Genomic DNA, 20,894 nt, shown 5'->3' on the forward strand with positions numbered 1-20,894 from the left:
TATTATATATGTATTTAAATATTTAAAAAGGTTTCGTATGTTTTGACTAAACTGTTTAAATGAGATTATATCGAAAATTAATCCTAATAAGCGTCTTTTAATTAGAATAGGTGTTTATTTAAAGTTTTCTCGTGGTTTACATTTAATACTTTTTTAGGGTGTAGGGAATATCATGGTTAAAAATTTTCAAGTATTAGATGCTTCAGCATTCATTGGGGGATACAAGCCCACAGATAAAAATAATTTCACCATCCCTGAGATTACTGGTGAAGTTAAAGATTTAAAATCTAAAATGATTCTAGATAATGCCATTAATGATGGAAATCTTATCATAAAAGATCCAGATGCTCAATTTATTAAAAAGATAGATGCAGTTATAAAAACATCCGGAGATATTTTTAGATTATCTGAAGTGGATAAAAAATTACTGGCACTGGCATTACAGATAAATGATAAAAATGGAGAAGTGATTGTTTTAACTGATGATTATTCTATGCAAAATGTTTTAAAAATAATTGAAATTCCATTTAAAAGCGTTTTAACTTCGGGTATTAAAGAGATTTATGCTTGGAAGTTAATATGTCGGGGTTGCAAGAGAGAATACTCTGATGAATACGGTTTAGATGACTGTGAAATCTGTGGATCTCCTCTTTATAAAAAAAGGGTCAAAAAATAACTATAATTCTTATCAACTTAATTTAAAGGATACATTCCATTATTTTATTGCTTTTAATTAAAATCATAAAATCATCTCTTGAAAATAACAACAAGTTATAATATATTAATCATCCCAAGTGTAACCCATGAAAATTGGTGTGGTTGTACATGGTCCTCATATTGTGGACTCAGGTTATGCAAAAAAAATCATTGAACTCTTAGAACATTACGGCGAAGTAAAAGCCAGACTAGGAGGAACCATGGGTCGGACTGCTGTTTACGATGCTCACTTAGAAGAAGTAATAGATATTTCCACCAAAAGACTTCCCAGTGCGTCGGTTGATAAATTTTCCCATGAAGGATGCGAAATTATTTTTTTAATAAACTATGGTAAATCCAACATCACAGGTCACGCTTTTGGATATAAAGTTTTTAAAAGATCTCTCACCAAACCAGCTCTTATCCAAATTGAAAGACCAGGTGAAAAAGATGGTAGTGTTGTGCCCTGGAGAAAATCAGTGCGGGTTATGGCTAATGAAATAGCTAAAGCCATGGATCTTAAAGTGGTCAATCCAGACATCATCATGCAGGAGATTTTTCTAAAAGGAACCGATTGTGGTCATGAAAGTACATCTAAAGGAACTAAAACATATAGAAAATTAGTTGGAGTCTCCCCTGATGAAAATATATTTTTAAATGGAATTGTTATAGGAAAATCCACTGATGAAGAGGTAATCCTTGCTGCTGAAGATGGGATAATAGTGGAGATTAAAGGAGGCAAAATAAAAGATCATGGGGTAGAAAAATTAGGTCCAGTTGATTTAGAAAAAGCAATAGTTAAAACAGGTCTTCTAAGACGATCTGAAGTAAATCCAAGAATAGTTAAATTTAGAAATAATAATCATAACTTAAAAATCGCATTTTTAAATCATGCTGCTGAAGATATATATGGTTTAAAAAATGTGGATATGGTGGTCACAGTGGGAGATGACACCACTCTGGTAGCTGCAGACATTCTTTATCGTTTTGATGTACCAATAATTGGGATCACAGATGGTGATTTAGATTGTGTGGTGCAAAATGGATTTAAGAGTAATGGGTCTATGATAATAGAGTTAGAAAATGGTTGGGATGATATTATTGGCCAAAAAATTTTCTATGAGTTGTTTTATGGCAAAGAAACCTTAGAAATTACAAGTATCGAAAATTTTAAAAAGGAAATATTACAACTTATAAATAATACGGCTGCCAGATATCATATAAAAGAAACAGATAGTTCAGGGGTGTAGAATTGGATCTAGACGTGCTTGTAGATTCCATTAAAAATTTTGAAGGAGTTTCAAGGAAAAAACCAATAAAAATTATTACTACTATTTTGAAAGATGTTTACAATATCGCTGGAAATACATATCTCGGATTCGGTGATGATGCATCAGCCATTGAAATGGGTGATGGCAAATTAGTTTTATTGGCCACTGATGGGATGTGGGGTAAACTAATGAATGCTGACCCATACTGGGCAGGGTACTGCTCTGTACTGGTCAATGTTAATGACATAGCTGCTATGGGTGGAAAACCTATGGCCATGGTTAATGTGCTTTCAATAAATAATGAAACAACTTGTTATGAAGTTATGAGAGGAATTCGGGACGGTTGTGAGAAATTTGGCGTTCCTATGATAGGAGGTCATGTTCATCCTGACACTCCTTACGATGCCTTGGATGTTTCAATTATGGGGACGGCTCATGAAGATGCTTTAATTACTAGCTGTGATGCTATTGCTGGCAATAAAGTAATTGTGGCCATTGATTTGGATGGGCAAAAACACCCTAAATTTGCACTTAACTGGGATACCACTACTCATAAAGAAGCAGAACTTGTAAGATCCCAGATTGAGGTAATGGAAAAATTAGCTGTAAAAAAGTTGGTGACGGCAGGTAAAGATATTAGTAATCCGGGGATATTAGGGACTTTAGGTATGCTTTTGGAAGCTTCGGATGTTGGTGCCATAGTTAAGTTGGATAATATACCTCGAAATGAATCCGTTGAATGGGAAGAATGGTTAAAACTGTACCCTGGTTCTGGATTTGTTTTAACAAGTTCTAATGATTCTGTTGAGGAGTGCATAAAACTTTTAGAAGAAGTAAATATTACTGCTAATGTGGTTGGAGAAATAACCTCTGATAAAAAACTTTATCTTACTCATGAAAATCAGAAGAAAATTGTTTTTAATCTTGAAGAAGATATTATAATGGGTGTAAAAGAAGAGAAATCATAATTTATTTAAATCTCAAATATTCACATTACTCCATCTTATCATTAATTAAAAATTATAATGGATTACTTATTGATAGTAAAATTGTTATATTAAATCGTAGACATCCCTGAAATTATTTCAAGAGGAGATTTAATGTTGGTAAAGGTCAATGGCCAAGAAGTAGAACTTCCAGAAAGTTCTACAATAAAAGATGCAATTCAAGCCACCAACGCCCCATACATGGATGGTTGTGTCCTTAGTGTTATTGAAGGCGAAAAAGAGTTTGAAAAACATATTAACAAATATAAAATCAAAACCAATAAAGGTAGTATAATCATTGAAATGACCCAGGAGGAAGATGCTTCTAAACTGGTAGAAGTTTGGAAAAAGAATTATAAAAAATTCGAAGGTCTCAAAGTGAGATGGATTACCTCCAACGAGGTTGCTATGGGTCCTGTAAAAACAGATCTTGAACCTACTCGCCAGGAATTTTTTTATGGGGATGGAGACGTTATTTTAAGTCTTTCAGGGTTCACTTCAGAAGCTACCCACATCATTTTAAGCAAAGAGGACCATTCTGCAGTTTATGGGGTCCCTGATTTTAATAAAGGAGTCTTTGCCCGTATTACTGGTGGAAGGCGCACTGTTTTTAAACTAGAAGATCGCGATGTTGTTCTTTCTGTAGAACCTGTGGTGGAGAGAAAAACTATTGTAAAAAGTGCGGCAGTAACAGACATTAATACTCCTATAACCCAAGGAAATCAAATTTTTACTTATGTCCAGGTAAAACCTTCTCTGGACTCACCCCAATCGGTAGAACATTTTTTTGCCATGGTTGAGGGTGGTAAAATAAGAATTGACTATGAATCTAATTCTTTTGTCGGGTTTTACAAGTTGCAGGGTTTAGAAAAAAGCCCCGAATTAGTAGATCAAAGAAAAAGAGGTACTGTAACCCTTAGAAATTCTGGTAAAGGTATGGGGAGAGTTTTTATTTATAGGGAAGATAGAGTTTCAACCCCCTCACATTCTATAATTGGTGAAGTGCAGTTAGGAATGCAGTTATTGGATATAGCTAAAAAAGGAGATTACGTTACTATAAAATCTGATCCTGGCCGTATAATGTCTCTGTCCATGACTCAAAAAGAGGCTGAATCATATTTAACTGAATATGGGGTTACTCAGATACGAGAAGGATTAAATGATGATGATGCATTGGTAGTGGTTCAGGAACCGAAATATACTATAGACATCATCAAAGATAAAAATTTAAAAACCCACGGAATACCTAAAGAAAATTTAATTGAAATTCAATTAAATGATGATGCACCTCGGTCTTCATGGTACTTCAAGAAGATCACAGGACTTTTGGACGCACCAATCGGTGTTTTAAAAGTTCACTTTGCATTTCCGGGAATGAAGGTCATGATGTTTGAAGGCCAATCCAAAGAAGCTAAAGGTTTAATTCCAGAAAATACTCCTGAAAGCTGTGTAAAAGCAGGGCAGCTGGCTATAACTAATATGTCACGTAGGCACATTGGGATAATTGGAGTTAGATTTGAAGATAATGATGAATTTGGCCCCACTGGAGAACCTTTCAATGGCACTAATATTATTGGAGAAATAATTAATGGTATGGGAAGTTTAGAGAAGTTTAAAGAGGGAGATTTGGTTTATGTCACCGAAAAAAAGGTCTGATGGTCCTAATATAGGGAGTTGTGGTGTGGAAGGGTTTGATAAGTTGGACACATGTGAAGATGACAATTTGATTACTAAAATGCTGATTTTGGGGCCCTCTGCAGATATTAGTCAGAGTGAACTGGTACAAAAGTTACATATGATGGAACTTCCTCTAACCATTAAAGGGACCTGTTATGGCGCTATAATATATGGAGAAAAAGACTTCGTTGATGAAGCAGTCAGTAAAGCCCGTAAATTAGATCCGTATAATCTTTTCATTAAAGATAGAGGATTTCCCCCAGGCGATCCTAGGAGATGTAGAGGCCATAGGGGGGCTGCAAGAGAAGGTTATCATCAGCTGGAGAAAGAATTTAAGTTATTGGGTTATGTAGGGGAAGCTTTGAGAAAACCACAAAAAGTCAGTCTTAAAGAGCCGGAAAAGGTTTCTGTGGATGAATTCATGAAAATTGTGGAAGAAAAATCATCAAAATCATCGAAAATTAAACATGGGGCTGAAAAATGAAAATTAATTCATCATCAACAGGTAAAGAAATTGAAAATTTGGCTTTATCTATCCATGAATTAGTGAGTCAATTACCATTGACCATGAGGACTAAAGAATCATTAGGAATAAGAGTTGAAGAAGGTAAAATAGTGGATTATGCTTATACTGGCCCTATTTTAGAAGAAGTATTAAAAACAGGCAACACATCTAGGGAAGTACCTGATGGGGGCCCTTATAGTGGAATACCTGTTGTAGTGGTTCCATTAAAAGAAAATAATGAAGTCATCGCAGCTATTGGTATTGTGGACATTACTAAAGGACTTTTCAGTGATATGGTGGAAATTTCACGCCGCCCAGAAGGAATAACTGAAAAAAATCAAATAACTAAGGGGGAATTCTACTGAAAATAGCAATGTTTCCACCTAATTCGTTAATTTTAGCTGATTTGATTGAAAGAAGAGGCCATGAACCACTAGTATTGCAAAATGAAATAAGAAAAAAGGTAAAAGATCCCGAAATAGACTCTCCTCCTTTTAACATGACTGAAGAAGACCCTATTAAAGGACTTAAATATGCTGCAATTGAAGTACCTTCTGGTGTTCGTGGGCGTATGTCTTTATTTGGGCCTTTAATAGATCAAGCTGAAGCAGCTATCCTTATGGATGAAGCTCCGTTTGGTTTTGGGTGCATAGGATGTGCCCGGACAAATGAACTCTGTGTTTATTACTTAAGGAAAAGGGGAATACCAACTTTGGAGTTGAAATATCCTAAAACTCACGATGAAACTATAGAATTAGTTAATAAGATTAACAGCTTTTTAGACCAATTGGAGGAAGACGATGGTTAAAATAGCTCAAATTTCATGTGGAACAGAATACAGTGGTGTACAAAAAGAAATAGAAAAAGCTGCTAGCACTTTTGGTGCTGAAATCGTTTTTCCTGAAACAGATTTGGATTATATTGACGAAGCTTATGAAAAATTTGGCTTTAACTGTGCAAGCTCCGGTATAAGACTTATGATTGCACGGGCAATGTCTATTGTTGAAGGAAAGAGTGATGCAGATGCAGTCTTCATTGCAACCTGCTTTCGGTGTGCTGAGGGAGCATTGGTTAGAAATGAGGTCAGGAGATTCATTCAACAAAATACCAGGCTACCTGTAGTAACCTATTCTTTCACTGAAAGAACCAAAGCAGATGAATTATTTATAAGAATGGAAGCATTATCTACAATTGTTGCTCGAAAGAGTTTATTGGCCAGAGAAAAACAAGAAGGGTTAACTTTAGGGATAGACTCTGGTTCCACCACAACGAAAGTTGTTTTAATGGAAAATAATAGTATCATTGGAACGGGATGGCTTCCCACAACTGATGTGTTAGAATGTACTAATAATGGAATAGATCAGGCAATGGAAGGAACTGGGTATAAACTGGATGATGTGGAAGGTATTGGAGTCACGGGTTATGGTAGATTAACCATAGGTAAAAAAATGGGCGCTGATTTAATTCAAGAAGAACTCAGTGTTAACTCCAAAGGCGCTGTATATCTGGCAAATCATCAAAAAGGTGAAGCGACGGTTTTAGATATTGGGGGTATGGATAATAAGGTAATAACCGTTAATGATGGAATACCCGATAATTTTACCATGGGTGGAATATGTGCCGGGGCTTCCGGACGATTTTTGGAAATTACCTCTCGTCGATTAGGTGTAGATATAAGTGAATTGGGCCCATTAGCATCAAAAGGAAATTACAAAAATGCTTTACTTAATAGTTACTGTATAGTGTTCGGTATTCAAGATTTGGTAACATCTTTAGCTGCAGGTGGTTCTAAAGAAGATGTAGCTGCAGCGGCATGTCATTCAGTTGCAGAACAGGTTTATGAACAACAATTACAAGAGATAGATGTTCGAGAGCCACTTATTCAGGTTGGTGGAACCTCACTTATTGAAGGACTTGTTGAAGCAGTAAGTGAAGTTCTCGGGGGAATAAATGTAATTGTTCCAGAATATTCATCGCATATTGGGGCAGTTGGCGGTGCTCTTCTCGTTTCTGGATTGGGAAACAGGCATGAAAAGGAATAATTCTTTAATTAAACTTCATTATTTAATAAAAGTTGATTGAGCTTTAAGAGGCCGTTAAAATGCTTGTAGAATGTTATGATTCTAAGGGTGCTGAAGTATATGAAATGATAGTAAGGCAAGTACTTCAAGATCTGCAAATAGCTCGTTCAGTTAAGAATATGCAAATTTTTGTTGATCCTAGAGAACCTGTATTTATAATTGCTGTTGAAATTGAAAAAACTACAAATCCAGTTTTAATTGAGGATTTAGCTGATTTAAAATATGATAACTCAGAAAAAAAGGTTTATATTCGCATAAAAGATGAAACTTATCTTCCGGATTTAATGAAAATCCTTTGGGAACTTGAAGGGAGGGAAAAAATAAGCCAACCAACTAGATTCGAGGTTATTATTGATAATCCTGAAGTGGAATTACAGGGTATAACAATTTATGACCCTGCAAAGAATCTTAAACGTAAAATATATGATGCTATTTTTAGAATACTTCCAGAAGGTTTCCGGGTCATAAAAGATATTTCAAAGGGGAATATTGTGGCTATGGTATGCACAGACGAGCTTTTACAAGATGATTGGATTGAAAAAGGTCGTTTAATGGTTAATGAACTTAAGGATAAATAGATATATTACTAAATACCAATACATTTTAGAGAAAAATTTAAAATAATATTCTTTTAAGATTATTGAGGTTATATTCATGGATGAAGCTGATAAACAAGCAAGATTCGCCCATATTACAAGAGCACACCCTTGCTTCAATGAAAAAATGCATGATAAAGTTGGTAGGATTCATTTACCTATAGCTCCAAGGTGCAATATTCACTGCAATTTTTGTACTCGGGAAATTAATGAGTGCGAGAAAAGACCAGGTGTGGCTGCTCGTGTGATGGATGCCAAGGAAGCTGTGGCCCATGTTGAAAAAGTCACAGATGAAATGCCTATATCTGTTATTGGTGTTGCAGGACCCGGGGATGCCCTGGCCAATGATGAAACATTTGAATTCTTTAAAAAAGCAACTGAAAATTTTCCAGAACTCATAAAATGTATGAGTACTAATGGTTTGCTTTTAGCAGATAAAGCTGAGGAATTATCAGAACTTGATATTAACACCATCACTGTAACGGTAAATGCAATTGACCCTGAAATTGGCAAAAATATTTATTCTCATGTAGTGTACCAGGGAAAAGTCTATAAAGGGGAAGAAGCATTTAAGATCCTTTCAAAAAATCAACTGGAAGGTATTGAAAAAATAACTGAAAAGGGAATCATTGTCAAAGTAAACAGTGTTTTAATTCCAGGGTTGAATGATGAACATATAGTTGACATTGCCAGAGAGGTTAAAAAAAGAGGCGCTTCTTTAATGAACGTGATACCTTTAATTCCTTTAGGAAATATGAAGGATTACTCTAGACCAACTTGTGCCGAAATTGAAAAAGTTAGGGATGAAGTGGAAGAGATCATACCTATATTCCGGGCATGTACTCAGTGCAGGGCAGATGCCTTTGGGATTCCAGGTAAAAAAAGTGAAGACAAGCATCTGGATATGACTCCTGCCAGTCATTACTAATCTTTTTATTCCCTTAATTAATTTTAAATATTTATTATTTATTTTTGAAATGGAATTTGTAGGCTTTTTCCTAGGAATTATTACTCAATATCCAACAAACCTATGATTTCTTTTTTAATACTTAAAAATTCAGATGAATTTCTGTCACGAATCCTGTCCAGCCCAATATTAAATGTCTTAAGTATGGTTCCTGGAGATGGGCTTAAAACAATAATTCTATCCGCCAGAAAAACAGCTTCATCCACATTATGGGTGACAAAAATGATGGTTTTCTGTTCTTCTTGCCATATACGCACTAGTTCTTCTTGAAGTTTGTGCCGACTTTGAAAATCCAGAGCAGAAAAAGGCTCATCCATTAAAAGAACCTTGGGGTTGTTTACCAGTGAACGTGCAATGGCCACTCGTTGCTTCATACCTCCGGATAATTCGCGGGGAAAACTATTTTCAAATTTGGATAGGCCCACCATTTCCAGATATTGTCTGGCTTTCTGGTTTCTTTCTTCTTTTTCAAGTTTTCTAAGCTCTAATCCAAATGTTATATTTTCTAGGACACTACGCCATGGAAATAAGGAATATTGTTGGAACACATAACCTCTTTCATTACTAGGGCCAGTTATATCATCTAAATCTTCTATTATATGTCCACTGGAGGGGAAATCAAGACCTGCAATCATCCTAAGGAGAGTGGTTTTTCCACATCCGGAGGGACCCACTAAACATAGAAATTCACCATCATTAACATTTAAATTGATATTTTTAAGGCTAAGCTGCTCTTTTTTATCATGAGTAAAACTTTTACTAATGTTTTCCAGGGTTATCACCAGTTCACCTCCTTCTCTATGCGGCTGAAAATGAAATCCGCACCTAACCCAATAGATCCTATAATCAACATTCCAACTATGGCACTAGCAGTATCTAACATACTGGTGGATGTGAATATGAGATAACCAAGACCACTGTTGGATCCAATCATTTCTGCAGCCACAGTACACATTAACCCAACCCCCACACCAATCTTCAACCCTGTGACGATACTGGGTAAAGATGCAGGAACTACAACTTTCCACAGCGTCTGAGTTTCACTAGCCCCCAGAGTATAAGCTGACTCCAGAAGGACTTTATCTACTCTTTTAACTCCATCCATGGTGTTGATGAGTATGGGAAAAACACTACCTACAAATATAATAAAAATTGCTGATTCAAGACCTACACCAAACCACAGGATAGAAAAAGGTATCCATGCAATAGGAGGGATAGGCCGCAGAATACCTATAGTTAAATCAGTTAAATTATTTACAGCACTTGACCAGCCTATTAGAATCCCTAAAGGAATACCCACCATTGCTGAAACAGTTAAACCCAGTAAAACTCTCATTAATGTTAAGGAAGTGTCTTGTATTAGCTGACCATTAACTAAAAGTGTTTCAAATGATATTAAAACATCATAAGGGCTTGGTAAAAAATATGATGGTATCATTCCTGTAAAAGATGTTAAAATGGCCCAGATTATTATAATTGAAACTGGTAATATCAGTGAAATTAATATTTTTTTCATTTTAAACTCCTAAAGATTAATTACCTAAAAATTGAGTATCAAATATATCCTCTGCTGTTAAATTTTTATTTAAATATCCCAAATTTTTTTCTATTTCTGCAAATTCTAAAACCTTTTTCTGAAAGGACTTATCAATGGACGATACAAATTTAATATGTGTTAAAGAGAAAGCCTCAATTTCAAGATTTGTGATTAATTCTGCATTAATAATATTTGCAGTTTCATTAGGGTGCGTATTTACATACTGTGTGGATTGCTGATGGATTTTAAGGAATTTATCCAGCTCTTGAGGATTTTCTTTTATGAATTTTTCACTGGCAATTATAACGCAGCAGGGATGGTCTTTCAAGATATCATTAGAATATATTAATACTTTACCAATATTTCTGTAGGGTGCTAAAGATACAAAAGGTTCGTAAGAAATATATGCATCAACTTTATGGGCTGCTAAGGACGAAGGAATATTATAAACATTTATAGATATTATATTCACTTCTTCAGGAGTGATATTGTATTTCTGCAGTTCATAAAGCAATAATATTTGTTGTATAGAACTCACTCCAGGGGTTGCTATTTTTTTACCCTTCAAATCAGCAGTGCGGGTTATGTTGGAATTAGGCTCAACTACAATTCCACTTCCTTCCAGATTAACCGCCCCTACGACTTTAATGGGAACTCCTTTACTTATTCCCTGCATGACCGGAGTTATTCCAGCATACCCAATATCCACATCCCCGCTGGCTACAGCATCCACAATATTAGAACCAGTATTTATTTGCACAGTTTTAACATTCAAACCATTTTTTTCATAGGTTTTATTATTTTTACCTACTAAAAGAGCAGCATTGTGATCTGTGGGTAAATAAGCTACTTTAATAACATTCTGTTCACCTGGAGCGAAAATATTCCAAAATGCACTCGCAATCAATAAAATAATAATAAATAGGATTATAAGTTTATAGTATCGCATAAATCTCCTTGTTATAATACATTGAATTATTCCCGGTAAATAATGACATTTTTATTTTTCTATGATGGTATAATTTTGATATATGGATAATGGGCAGTTTATATAAATTAATCTCAATTTGTATTTGTTATATTTTAAATATTGTGATAAATTCAGTTATAAACCTCTTTAAGTTATATAAAACAGTTTAAAAATTAGTATAAATCTACCAATAATGATTTGTGCTTACTAATTTTAATTAGCCTATTCCATTTAGTTTTAAATTATTTCAAGATCATAACTTTTTTTTATATATCTTTATAAGTAATAAGAAATAACCTATTTGCGTAATAAATCTTTTAAATAAAAACTGTTTGTTGGGAGGAGTCCATATGAAAACCATGCTCTGGGAAGATAATAAACTGTTACTCATTGATCAAACTAAGATACCTGATGAACTTACTTATTTCACATGTAAAAATTATAAAGATGTTATAACTGCAATAAAAACAATGGTAGTAAGGGGGGCGCCTGCTATTGGTGTTGCTGCCGCATTTGCAGTTGCTTTAGCTGATGAAGCTGGCGAAAATTTGGAAAAAGTAGCAGAAGAAATTAAAGCATCACGTCCCACTGCTGTAAATTTGTTCTGGGCAGTTGATAGGGTAATGGCTTCAGATTCGCCCCTGGATAAAGCACTGGAAATGTATCAGGAAGATATTGATACCAACAGATCTATTGGAAAATATGGATCGAGTGTAATTAATGATGGAGATACGATTTTAACCCACTGTAATGCTGGTGCATTAGCATGTGTTGATTATGGAACGGCTCTTGGTGTTATAAGGGCTGCTGCAGAAGATGGAAAGAAAATTAAAGTTATATGTGATGAAACCCGGCCATTAGGTCAGGGGGCACGATTAAGTGTGTGGGAAATGCAGCAGGAAAATATCCCTGTAAAAATGATAGTGGACAGTGCGGCAGGTTACATGATGCAGCAGGGAGAAGTTGATAAAATTGTGATTGGTGCGGATAGAGTCGCTAAAGGTGGAGTGGCAAATAAAATAGGTTCTTTAATGGTTGCTCTTGCTGCTCAACGTTTTGGAGTACCTTTCTATGTAGCAGCACCAATGAGTACTTTTGATCCTGAAAAATCAATATACGACGTGGAGATAGAAGAAAGAGGATCAGAAGAAGTATTATGTTATGGTGGTTGTAGAATCGCACCTTGCGACACTGAGGTAAACAACCCCGCATTTGATATTGTGCCTAGTGACCTCATTGCAGGCATAATCACAGAAAAAGGTATTTTGGATCCACTGTGAGTACATATTCTATATTTATTCTATTTGAACATCAATTCCCACATGCCATACACCGGGACTGCGGGATTTCACATGCCTTTTATTTAGAATTTTTACTTTTCTATTTTTGGCAGAAGATTTAATTCTATTAATTGGTGTTTCATAATCTGATGCGAATTCATAATAGTGCAAAATTCCGCCGGGACTAATTAATTCCAAGGCTAAATCTAAAAACTGGTAAGCAGTCCCTGGAAGGTTCATAATCACTCTATCTGCAGTTATTTGCTTGTTTTTTAAAACTTCTCTCACGTCGCCAAAAAGAGGAGAGACCTTATTTTCAATATGATTTAGTGCTATATTGTGTTTTAAATAACTAAAAGCGTATGGATTAATGTCTACTGCATAGATATGGACTTCTCTTTGTCTGGCTATATCTACTACAAATGGGCCGACACCAGCAAACATATCCACGATTATCTCTCCATCTTTCACTTGTTGCGCCACCCTTTCTCTTTCAGTAGCAAGTCTGGGGCTGAAATAAACTTTTTTAACATCTAACATGATTCTAGAACCATATTCGATGTGCACGGTTTCTGATTGATCTTCACCAGCGAGAAATTCTAATTCTCTGGTTCGTGTGATTCCTTTAATTTCGCTTTTTTTCATAAAAACAGATTTTCTTTTGGTAAAATCAAGTGCAGCTTTCCCAATTATGTATTTATGAATATACAACTCCTCCGGAATCTCTAAGATAACCACGTCTCCTATTATATCAAAAGATTTCTTTATATCTTGTATCTTTTCAGATTCAATACTATCTTTTAAAAAGTCCATAAAGCTCCGGGGCCCTCTTTTTTGGGCTTCAAATTTTAAATCATCAAGAAATTGGCACATGTTCAATTTTCTTAATTTTTCAAAATCTACGCGAGATATCAATGGCAAATATACAAATTCAGAGTCTCTTTTAATTTTAAGATCTAAATCAATTAACGACTTTTCCATCATTACTTTTCGGATGTCATTGGCCATTTGTTTGGGAACTTTTAAACACTTCATATGATTCCTCAGATATTTATTTTCATGGTTATTAAGAACTGATTTGTATGTGTAAGGATATAATCTATTTATTATAATTTAAGTATACAGAATTAACTTAATGTTTTATATTGAATTTTCAGTTATAATATTATAGTTAAAAAAAGATTAGATTTACAAAATAGTGTTTTAATTTAATTGAGATAATAAATATTAGAAATTTAAAAGGTGATTTTTATGATTTATTTTATTGGTCTCGGGCTTTATGATGAAAAGGATATTTCACTTAAAGGTTTAGAAGCTTTGAAGAATGCAGATGTAGTTTACGCTGAATTTTACACAGCGGGATTATTTGGGACAACCATTTCTGCGTTTGAAGAATTGTTGGGGCGGAAAGTTGAGATTTTAAGTAGAGAACAGGTGGAGGAAGAAACAGTTCCTTTAAATGACGCAGAAACTATGGATGTTGCTTTTTTAGTTGCAGGTGATGCACTTATTGCAACTACTCACACCGATATGATGATGGATGCTAAAAAAAGAGGTATTGAAACCATGGTCATCCATTCATCTTCTATTCTTTCAGCAGCGCCTGGAATCTCCGGACTTCAGGCCTATAAGTTTGGAAAAGTAACTACAATACCTTTTTCTGAAGAAAATTATTTTCCTCATTCGCCCTATCTTGCTATAAAGACTAATCAGGAATATGATGCTCATACCCTAGTTTTACTGGATATACGTGCTCATGAAGATAGGTATATGTCGGCTAATGAAGGTTTAGAATACTTATTAAAAGTTGAATCTGATCGTAATGAAAGTGTTATTACTGGGGATTCTCTGGCCATTGTAATTGCCAGAGCAGGATCAGATAAACCGCGAATAAGAGCTGATAAAATCAATAATCTTTTAAATGAGGATTTTGGGGGCCCGCTGCATTGTCTTATAATACCCTCAAAAATGCACTTTATGGAGGCAGAATACTTGGTTGCTATGGCTGGGGCTCCAGAAGAGATATTGGATGATAATTAAATTAAACTATTTTTTTCCAAAGGGCTATAAGTAAGAAAGCAATGTTATGTATAGTTTATTTTTTCTGTTCATTTTTGTCTTCTTTGACAATATAGTCACATTTTTCAACATTATTTAAAGGTAGAATCACATATCTGGTTCCAACTTCTTTTGAGAAATATTTAATTTCAATAAAACCACTTTTTTCATTGACATCAATGCCTTCTACCCCAAATTCTCCTCTTTTAAAGTTGTGCACATTTTGGTTTGTCATGCTAACTTCTATTTTTTCGATCATTTTTATCACGATATAATACATTATAATAATCATTATGTAATTAAAAGTTCAAGTACTTACTAATTATATTAAAAAATAAGAAAAATCATATTTCAAAATAGTTTTATATTTCACTTTCAAGGGGAATAATATGGATACTTATGTTATTGAAGCAAAAAACATTCGTAAAAGTTTTGATGGGTTTACGGCTGTCGATGGTTTAAATTTGAAAATAAAAAAAGGCGAAGTTTTTGGTTTTTTAGGGCCTAATGGGGCCGGAAAAACAACTTCTATTAGTATGATAGTAGGACTACTTCACCCAACAGAAGGTCAGATTATCATTGATGGCGAAGACATTAACCATGTTGATAAGATTAAAATTGGGATATGTCCACAGGAAATTGTTTTATGGGAAAGTTTAACTTGTAAGGAGAGTTTAAAATTCATGGGGGAAATGTACGAGGTTCCTAATCCTATCTTAAAAGAAAGGGTTAAACAGTTATTAAATGACCTCATGTTAAATGATAAGGCGGATACTTTAGTTTCTAATTTGTCTGGAGGTATGAAACGTAGATTGAACCTTGCTATGGCTTTAATTCATTCTCCGGAAATTGTTGTTTTAGATGAACCATCTGAAGGTTTGGATCCCCAATCAAGAAGAGTTTTGTGGAATTTTATCAGATCTCTCAGGGATGATGAAGGGAAAACTGTAATTCTAACTACTCATCTTATGGATGAAGCTGATCGCCTTTCGGATAGAATCGCTATTATTGATCATGGAAAACTGCTTAGATTGGACACGCCTGAAAATCTTAAAAGAGAAATAGGTGAAGGGGATGTGGTGGATATACATTTATCTGACCCTGATAAAATTTCACAAGCAGTTAACAAACTTAAGAGTCTGGATTTCATAGATTCTGCTGTTGAAGTTGATGGTATGATTAATGTAAGGGCCTTAAATGCAGTAAGTAAACTCCCAAAGGTGATGGAAATTCTGCAGGAATTAGATGTTAGGGTAGCAGATTTATCTCTCAGACCAAACACATTAGAAGATGTTTTCATTGAATTAACTGGAACCAGTTTAAGAGAATAAAGAATTTTTATTATTATGGGTGACTTAAATGAAATTTATTAGTATAGCTATCAAGGATTTTAAAGAGCTTGTCCGGGACCGCAGAGGCCTTTTCATGATACTACTTTTTCCATTGTTTTTTATGATTATTTTTGGTTTTGCCTTTGGTGACATGGGCAAAAGCAACGAACCGCGTGATATAGCAGTTGTAAATCTAGACAATGGTTCCGAAATGCCTTTAAGCGATGAAAAGGTTAATTTTGGTGATAATCTCACAGAAATATTAACTGATTCGGAGTATGAGGATAGTGATGTTAAATTATTTAATGTGACCAAAACTACTGAATCATCTGCCTATGAAATGATACAGCGTAAGGAAGTTGATGCTATTATTATCATACCTCAAAACTTTTCCCAATCCATTGCGGACATTATGGAGGATTCTATACGCGCTCAAATGGTAGGGGATGTTTATTCAGCAGATAATGATACTTTAAAAATTGCTATCCGTGGAGATACATCAAGTATTGGGTTTGGAATATCTCAGGCCATGCTTGTAGGGATATTAGAACGTTATCAGGATGAATTAGTAATTAATATCCAAAATCAATCCTCTGGAGGTAGGGGCGTTGCTTCTATAAAGCTGTTTGAAGGGGATGTGGAATCAGTTCCTGGAACAGAGGCTTTTTCGCAATTTGACTTTTTAGCTCCGGGGATGATGGTATTCGCTATTCTGCTTTTATCTACTACTGTAGGTGCAAACTTAACTCGTGAAGTTGAAAAGGGGACTTTAGCAAGATTAAAGCTTTCTAAAATGAGATCATTTGACATGTTATTCGGTGCACTTATTCCTTGGTCTGCAGTAGCCGCAGTACAAGTTTTAATTCTTCTTTTAGCAGCTTTAATGATGGGTTTTAACTGGCAAGGTGGCATAAATTCAATATTACTTGCTATGTTTATAGGAGTCATTGGGGGTATTGGATCTATTGCTCTAGGTATGATTATAGCGTCATTTGCAAAAAATGATCAGCAAGCATCTAATTTAGGAATATTGATTTCAGTACCAACTAGTTTTATGGTTGGGGCTTTTTTCCAACTTCCACAAGTTGTAATTGGTGAATTCATGGGTAGATCTTTTGAAATATATGACATTTTACCCTGGACTCATATTTTAGACGCATTACGTGCTGTACTAACCTTTGGTGAGGGATTCAATGCAATTATCTATGATCTAGCATGGAGTGCTTTTTTAACTGCGATCCTTTTTGCTATTGGTGTTTTCTTATTTTCTAAACTTCGTTTAAGTGTTGAAAGGTGATAAAAATATGGATATTATTCATTTCCAGCATTCTCATTGTAATTAATTAAAAATGGACAAAAAAGAGGGTGATTATTATTTTAGAAAAAAAACATGTTCATCATGGAAAATCAAGTAGAGAATTTATTGATGCTGAAGAAGTTCTAATTAAAATGGGTGTTAAAGAGTCAGACATATTTTTAGATGCTGGTTGTGGAGATGGCCATATTTCATTGGAAGCTTCAAAATTTGTTGGAGAATCTGGTAATGTATATGCAGTGGATATATACGAAGATTCTATTGATTCGCTTAAAGGCGAAATTAAAAGTAGGGGTGTTAAAAATATCAGTGCTATTACCGCAGATATTACTTCCAGAATACCTCTAGCTAATAATGAAGTTGATTATTGTTTAATGGCTAATGTTTTTCATGGATTTGTAGAAAATAATGAGTTAAAAGAATCAATACATGAAATAACACGAATTATTAAACCGGGAGGTATTTTAGCTATCCTTGATTTCAAAAAAATTGAAAATTCACCGGGGCCTCCTCTTTCAGTTAGAGTCGAAGCAGAAGATGTAGTTTATTTACTTGAGAAATACAATTTTAAAAAAGTAAGAATTGAAAATGTAGGTAAATTCCATTATATGTTGTTGCTTAAATTGATTAGCTAATTAACTAATTTTTCATTTTTTTATAATTAATATGGGTTAATGAATGGGAGTGTATTTTTTTAGATAGTTAATATGTTCTTTATCCAGTATTCTCACTAGAGACATGTTTTGTGGCGAGGAGCAGGAACGTTCTTCCACCAAATTTCTTAAGGTTCCATTTTCGATATTGGTTTGAACTTCTCTTACCACCAGATCGAGGGTATTTTTATTGTATTCTGCAAGTTCGACTTGATCCAGATTATATATTTGATATTTTTCCTGACTGTAAGAGTTACTGGGGGTCATTATAATATTTAAATAACTATAAAACTCGCAAATAGCATCTGAAAAGAAATCAACTCCCATATAGCATAAAACGGGTATAAACGATGCATCTGCAAAAGGAAACACTAGAGATGTATTGGGACTCAAGTTTTCTCTTAAATGTACAATAATATCGGCTAATTCGCGGGGCCTGCGCATTAATTCATCTGCATTAGCCAGTACTAATGTGTTAAATCCCATTTTTTCTAATTTCTGAGCACAGTACACTCTTAAATCAACATATTTTGAACCCTGGATTACACCTAACTTATCTTCAATGTTAGCTGCATTTTTCAGTGTTTTTTCAACAGACCATTGCGCTAAACCTCGGGGCACATCGAAAGGCATTGGTTCATCTTCACAGAGGTTCAGTGATTCTAAAGGTAAAATTGAAGGAGTTTTTATATCTCCGTGATGTCCTAGTCTCGCCGGACCGTCATGGATTTTAATTTCAAGCTTATTATTTTGCACAATTTCACTTTCCATTCAGTATTTTAAAAATCTTAATCATAAATTTGCAATAATAAATTAAATCAATTTTTTTAGTATAACATAGACGTTACTAATTTAGATTTTTCTTTAATAAATTATGTACCTGGGGCATTGATTCCATTTCCTTCAATACTGTAACCTAAAAGGTTACACTTTTCAAATTTTTAGCAACCTTTATATATGGATATAAATCACAATCTAATAAGAGAATCAGAGGTTAATTAACCAGTGATGTTTCAAGGTGTGAAAATAATGTCAATGTTAAAACGCCTTAAGAGTATGTTAACCGGGGAAAAAGAGGAATCTGAAGAGGATAATAAACAAAAGTCCTCTGAATCTTCAACTCCAACTTCAAAAAAACCAAAATCGACTGAGGCGACTCCAAAAAAAGAGGAGACCCCTGTAAAAAAAACAGAATCTACCAAAGAAGCAGTTAAACCTGCTGAAACAAAAGAAGTTGAAGAACCTTCTAAAAAGGGAAAAGAATCCAAAACCCCTGTGGTAACTGAAGAAGAAAAACCAAAACCCGAAAGGAGTGAAAGAATGTCTTTACTGCAAAAAGATGAAAACTTACTTAAAAGAGATGCTATAGACAAAGAGTTTTCCGAGAAAATTAAAGCAGCAGGCGGTGACAGTTTAGAGTACTGTTTCCAATGCGGTACCTGTACTGGGTCCTGCCCATCTGGAAGGAGAACCCCATACAGGATCAGACAAATCGTCAGAAAAACTAACATGGGATTAAAAGACGATGTAATTGCTGACCCTTCATTATGGATGTGTACTACCTGTTACGCTTGCCAGGAAAGATGCCCAAGAGGTATTAAAATTGTGGATGTTGTAAAATTAGCCCGTAACGAAGCTGCTCAAGCTGGTTTCATGGCACCTGCCCACAAAATGACTGGTAAATTCGTTATTGAAAGCGGTCACGGTGTACCAATTAACGATGCCACTATGGAACTAAGAAAAAGAGTAGGATTAAGCGAATTACCACCTACAACTCACACTTACCCTGAAGCACTGGAAGAAGTGCAAACAATCTTAAAATCTACTGGATTTGACTCCTTGATTGGATACAACTGGGAATCAAAGGATTTAGAATAATCAATTTTTAGGAGGATCATAAAATGGAAATCGCATACTTCTTAGGATGTATCATGAACAACCGATACCCTGGTATCGAAAAGGCTACTCGAATATTATTTGATAAACTAGAAATTGGCCTCAATGACATGGAAGGAGCATCATGTTGTCCTGCTCCTGGTGTATTTGGTTCTTTTGATAAAACCACATGGGCTGCTATTGCTGCTCGGAACATTACCATTGCTGAAGACATGGGTGCAGACATTATGACTGAATGTAATGGTTGTTTTGGCTCTTTATTTGAAACCAACCACATGTTAAAAGAAGACGAGGAAATGAAAGGAAAAATCAATGAAATCCTCGCTGAAACCGGAAGAGAATTCAAAGGCGATATTAATGTAAGGCACTTTGCTGAAGTACTCTACAATGATGTGGGCTTAGACAAATTATCTGAATTAGTAGACCAGCCACTGAACTTAAATGTTGCTGTACACTATGGTTGCCACTTCCTCAAACCAAGTGAGGAAATTCAAATTGATAACGCTGAAAAACCAACCATCTTAGACGAAATCGTCGAAGCAACTGGTGCAAAATCTGTCCCATACAAAGACAAAATGATGTGCTGTGGTGCTGGTGGTGGAGTACGATCCAGAGACATTGATGTTGCTCTAGATTTCACTAAAGAAAAACTCACCAACATGAAAGCAGCCGGTGTAGACGCTATTGTAAATGTTTGTCCATTCTGTCACTTACAATTTGATGTAGGTCAAATGGAAATCAAAAACAAAATCGGCGAAGAATTCAACATTCCTGTATTCCACTTAGCCCAACTATTAGGTTTAGCTATGGGATTAGCTGGTGAAGAACTAACTTTAGACGCTCACCAAATCTGCACTGACGACGCTGTTGCACAGTGCAAATTATCTGAATTAGACGAAATCACTGGTGGAGAATAATTCTCCAACATCTTTTTTTTTTTAAATTATTTTTTTTCGATTTTCACATTATAAAATTATGCTATGATTTGCATAAGAGAATTATTTCTAATTACTAATTTAACCCATTAATTCTATAATTATAAATAATTTATATGACATATACATATTAATTAAAA

Annotated in this window: 23 protein-coding genes; 17 read left to right on the forward strand and 6 right to left on the reverse strand. The window is 34.8% G+C overall.

The annotated features are described in order from the left end of the window. The first annotated feature begins 172 nt into the window (after window positions 1-172). The 10 genes from MXE27_RS04725 (at window position 173) to MXE27_RS04770 (ending at window position 8,740) form a co-directional block, all read left to right on the forward strand. Entirely contained in the window at window positions 173-676 is a 504-nt protein-coding gene (locus MXE27_RS04725) for an NOB1 family endonuclease (protein ID WP_248611260.1), read from the forward strand. A 127-nt stretch (window positions 677-803) separates the two neighbouring features. Further along, window positions 804-1,946, forward strand: a complete 1,143-nt coding sequence (locus tag MXE27_RS04730) for a DUF2117 domain-containing protein (protein WP_248611261.1) — start codon at window positions 804-806, stop codon at window positions 1,944-1,946. Window positions 1,947-1,948: 2 nt separating this feature from the next. Beyond that, window positions 1,949-2,935, forward strand: coding sequence for a methanogenesis marker 2 protein (locus tag MXE27_RS04735; RefSeq protein ID WP_248611262.1), 987 nt, complete (start codon window positions 1,949-1,951; stop codon window positions 2,933-2,935). Between the two features lie 132 nt (window positions 2,936-3,067). Continuing rightward, window positions 3,068-4,609: a methyl-coenzyme M reductase-associated protein Mmp3 gene (mmp3, locus tag MXE27_RS04740; RefSeq protein WP_248611263.1), complete on the forward strand. Its 1,542-nt coding sequence runs from the start codon at window positions 3,068-3,070 to the stop codon at window positions 4,607-4,609. A 79-nt stretch (window positions 4,610-4,688) separates the two neighbouring features. Then, window positions 4,689-5,114: a methanogenesis marker 6 protein gene (locus tag MXE27_RS04745; RefSeq protein ID WP_248611388.1), complete on the forward strand. Its 426-nt coding sequence runs from the start codon at window positions 4,689-4,691 to the stop codon at window positions 5,112-5,114. Next, window positions 5,111-5,500, forward strand: coding sequence for a DUF2111 domain-containing protein (locus MXE27_RS04750; RefSeq protein WP_248611264.1), 390 nt, complete (start codon window positions 5,111-5,113; stop codon window positions 5,498-5,500). The genes MXE27_RS04745 and MXE27_RS04750 overlap by 4 nt, the downstream gene beginning before the upstream one ends. Before the next feature lie 8 nt (window positions 5,501-5,508). Beyond that, entirely contained in the window at window positions 5,509-5,943 is a 435-nt protein-coding gene (locus MXE27_RS04755; RefSeq protein WP_248611265.1) for a methanogenesis marker 5 protein, read from the forward strand. Further along, window positions 5,936-7,177 carry a methanogenesis marker 15 protein gene (locus tag MXE27_RS04760; protein ID WP_248611266.1) on the forward strand — a complete coding sequence of 414 codons (1,242 nt, stop codon included), beginning with the start codon at window positions 5,936-5,938 and terminating at the stop codon, window positions 7,175-7,177. Before MXE27_RS04755 ends, MXE27_RS04760 begins: the two co-directional genes overlap by 8 nt. Before the next feature lie 59 nt (window positions 7,178-7,236). Then, window positions 7,237-7,794, forward strand: a complete 558-nt coding sequence (locus MXE27_RS04765) for a methanogenesis marker 17 protein (RefSeq protein ID WP_248611267.1) — start codon at window positions 7,237-7,239, stop codon at window positions 7,792-7,794. A 76-nt stretch (window positions 7,795-7,870) separates the two neighbouring features. Then, window positions 7,871-8,740, forward strand: a complete 870-nt coding sequence (locus MXE27_RS04770; protein WP_248611268.1) for a radical SAM protein — start codon at window positions 7,871-7,873, stop codon at window positions 8,738-8,740. An 80-nt stretch (window positions 8,741-8,820) separates the two neighbouring features. Here the strand turns inward: MXE27_RS04770 and MXE27_RS04775 are convergent, their stop codons facing one another. From MXE27_RS04775 to MXE27_RS04785, 3 genes are read right to left on the reverse strand one after another with little or no spacing between them, the layout of a single operon-like run. Beyond that, a complete protein-coding gene (locus tag MXE27_RS04775; RefSeq protein ID WP_248611389.1) occupies window positions 8,821-9,564 on the reverse strand; it encodes an ABC transporter ATP-binding protein in 744 nt (247 codons plus the stop codon). Next, the gene (locus MXE27_RS04780; protein ID WP_248611269.1) at window positions 9,558-10,295 is read right to left on the reverse strand and encodes an ABC transporter permease; all 738 of its coding nucleotides are present in this window, start codon (window positions 10,293-10,295) and stop codon (window positions 9,558-9,560) included. The genes MXE27_RS04775 and MXE27_RS04780 overlap by 7 nt, the downstream gene beginning before the upstream one ends. A 16-nt stretch (window positions 10,296-10,311) precedes the next feature. After that, the gene (locus tag MXE27_RS04785) at window positions 10,312-11,265 is read right to left on the reverse strand and encodes an ABC transporter substrate-binding protein (protein WP_248611270.1); all 954 of its coding nucleotides are present in this window, start codon (window positions 11,263-11,265) and stop codon (window positions 10,312-10,314) included. Between the two features lie 371 nt (window positions 11,266-11,636). On the opposite strand from MXE27_RS04785, the gene mtnA reads away from it, so the two are divergent. Then, the gene (gene mtnA, locus MXE27_RS04790) at window positions 11,637-12,566 is read left to right on the forward strand and encodes an S-methyl-5-thioribose-1-phosphate isomerase (RefSeq protein ID WP_248611271.1); all 930 of its coding nucleotides are present in this window, start codon (window positions 11,637-11,639) and stop codon (window positions 12,564-12,566) included. 15 nt (window positions 12,567-12,581) lie between these two features. Here the strand turns inward: mtnA and MXE27_RS04795 are convergent, their stop codons facing one another. Continuing rightward, on the reverse strand, window positions 12,582-13,601 hold the full coding sequence (locus tag MXE27_RS04795) for a class I SAM-dependent methyltransferase (protein ID WP_248611272.1): 1,020 nt from the start codon (window positions 13,599-13,601) through the stop codon (window positions 12,582-12,584). 216 nt (window positions 13,602-13,817) lie between these two features. On the opposite strand from MXE27_RS04795, the gene dph5 reads away from it, so the two are divergent. Beyond that, on the forward strand, window positions 13,818-14,606 hold the full coding sequence (dph5, locus tag MXE27_RS04800) for a diphthine synthase (protein ID WP_248611273.1): 789 nt from the start codon (window positions 13,818-13,820) through the stop codon (window positions 14,604-14,606). 55 nt (window positions 14,607-14,661) lie between these two features. Here the strand turns inward: dph5 and MXE27_RS04805 are convergent, their stop codons facing one another. Then, complete coding sequence (locus MXE27_RS04805) at window positions 14,662-14,883, reverse strand: hypothetical protein (RefSeq protein WP_248611274.1); 222 nt, start codon at window positions 14,881-14,883, stop codon at window positions 14,662-14,664. 130 nt (window positions 14,884-15,013) lie between these two features. Between MXE27_RS04805 and MXE27_RS04810 the strand changes: the two genes are divergently transcribed. The 3 genes from MXE27_RS04810 to MXE27_RS04820 all read left to right on the forward strand — a co-directional run bounded on the left by MXE27_RS04810 (window position 15,014) and on the right by MXE27_RS04820 (window position 17,905). Further along, complete coding sequence (locus MXE27_RS04810; RefSeq protein WP_248611275.1) at window positions 15,014-15,955, forward strand: ABC transporter ATP-binding protein; 942 nt, start codon at window positions 15,014-15,016, stop codon at window positions 15,953-15,955. Window positions 15,956-15,983: 28 nt separating this feature from the next. Then, the gene (locus MXE27_RS04815) at window positions 15,984-17,252 is read left to right on the forward strand and encodes an ABC transporter permease (RefSeq protein ID WP_248611276.1); all 1,269 of its coding nucleotides are present in this window, start codon (window positions 15,984-15,986) and stop codon (window positions 17,250-17,252) included. 68 nt (window positions 17,253-17,320) lie between these two features. Continuing rightward, on the forward strand, window positions 17,321-17,905 hold the full coding sequence (locus MXE27_RS04820) for a class I SAM-dependent methyltransferase (RefSeq protein ID WP_248611277.1): 585 nt from the start codon (window positions 17,321-17,323) through the stop codon (window positions 17,903-17,905). A gap of 36 nt (window positions 17,906-17,941) precedes the next feature. Here MXE27_RS04820 and MXE27_RS04825 read toward each other — a convergent pair whose 3' ends face one another. After that, the gene (locus tag MXE27_RS04825; protein WP_248611278.1) at window positions 17,942-18,679 is read right to left on the reverse strand and encodes an archaeosine tRNA-ribosyltransferase; all 738 of its coding nucleotides are present in this window, start codon (window positions 18,677-18,679) and stop codon (window positions 17,942-17,944) included. Window positions 18,680-18,952: 273 nt separating this feature from the next. Between MXE27_RS04825 and hdrC the strand changes: the two genes are divergently transcribed. Then, window positions 18,953-19,801, forward strand: a complete 849-nt coding sequence (gene hdrC / locus MXE27_RS04830) for a CoB--CoM heterodisulfide reductase subunit C (RefSeq protein ID WP_248611279.1) — start codon at window positions 18,953-18,955, stop codon at window positions 19,799-19,801. Between the two features lie 23 nt (window positions 19,802-19,824). Then, complete coding sequence (hdrB, locus tag MXE27_RS04835; protein WP_248611280.1) at window positions 19,825-20,736, forward strand: CoB--CoM heterodisulfide reductase subunit B; 912 nt, start codon at window positions 19,825-19,827, stop codon at window positions 20,734-20,736. Window positions 20,737-20,894: the final 158 nt, after the last annotated feature.

It is taken from the genome of Methanobacterium alcaliphilum, from assembly GCF_023227715.1.
GTDB lineage: Archaea > Methanobacteriota > Methanobacteria > Methanobacteriales > Methanobacteriaceae > Methanobacterium_E > Methanobacterium_E alcaliphilum.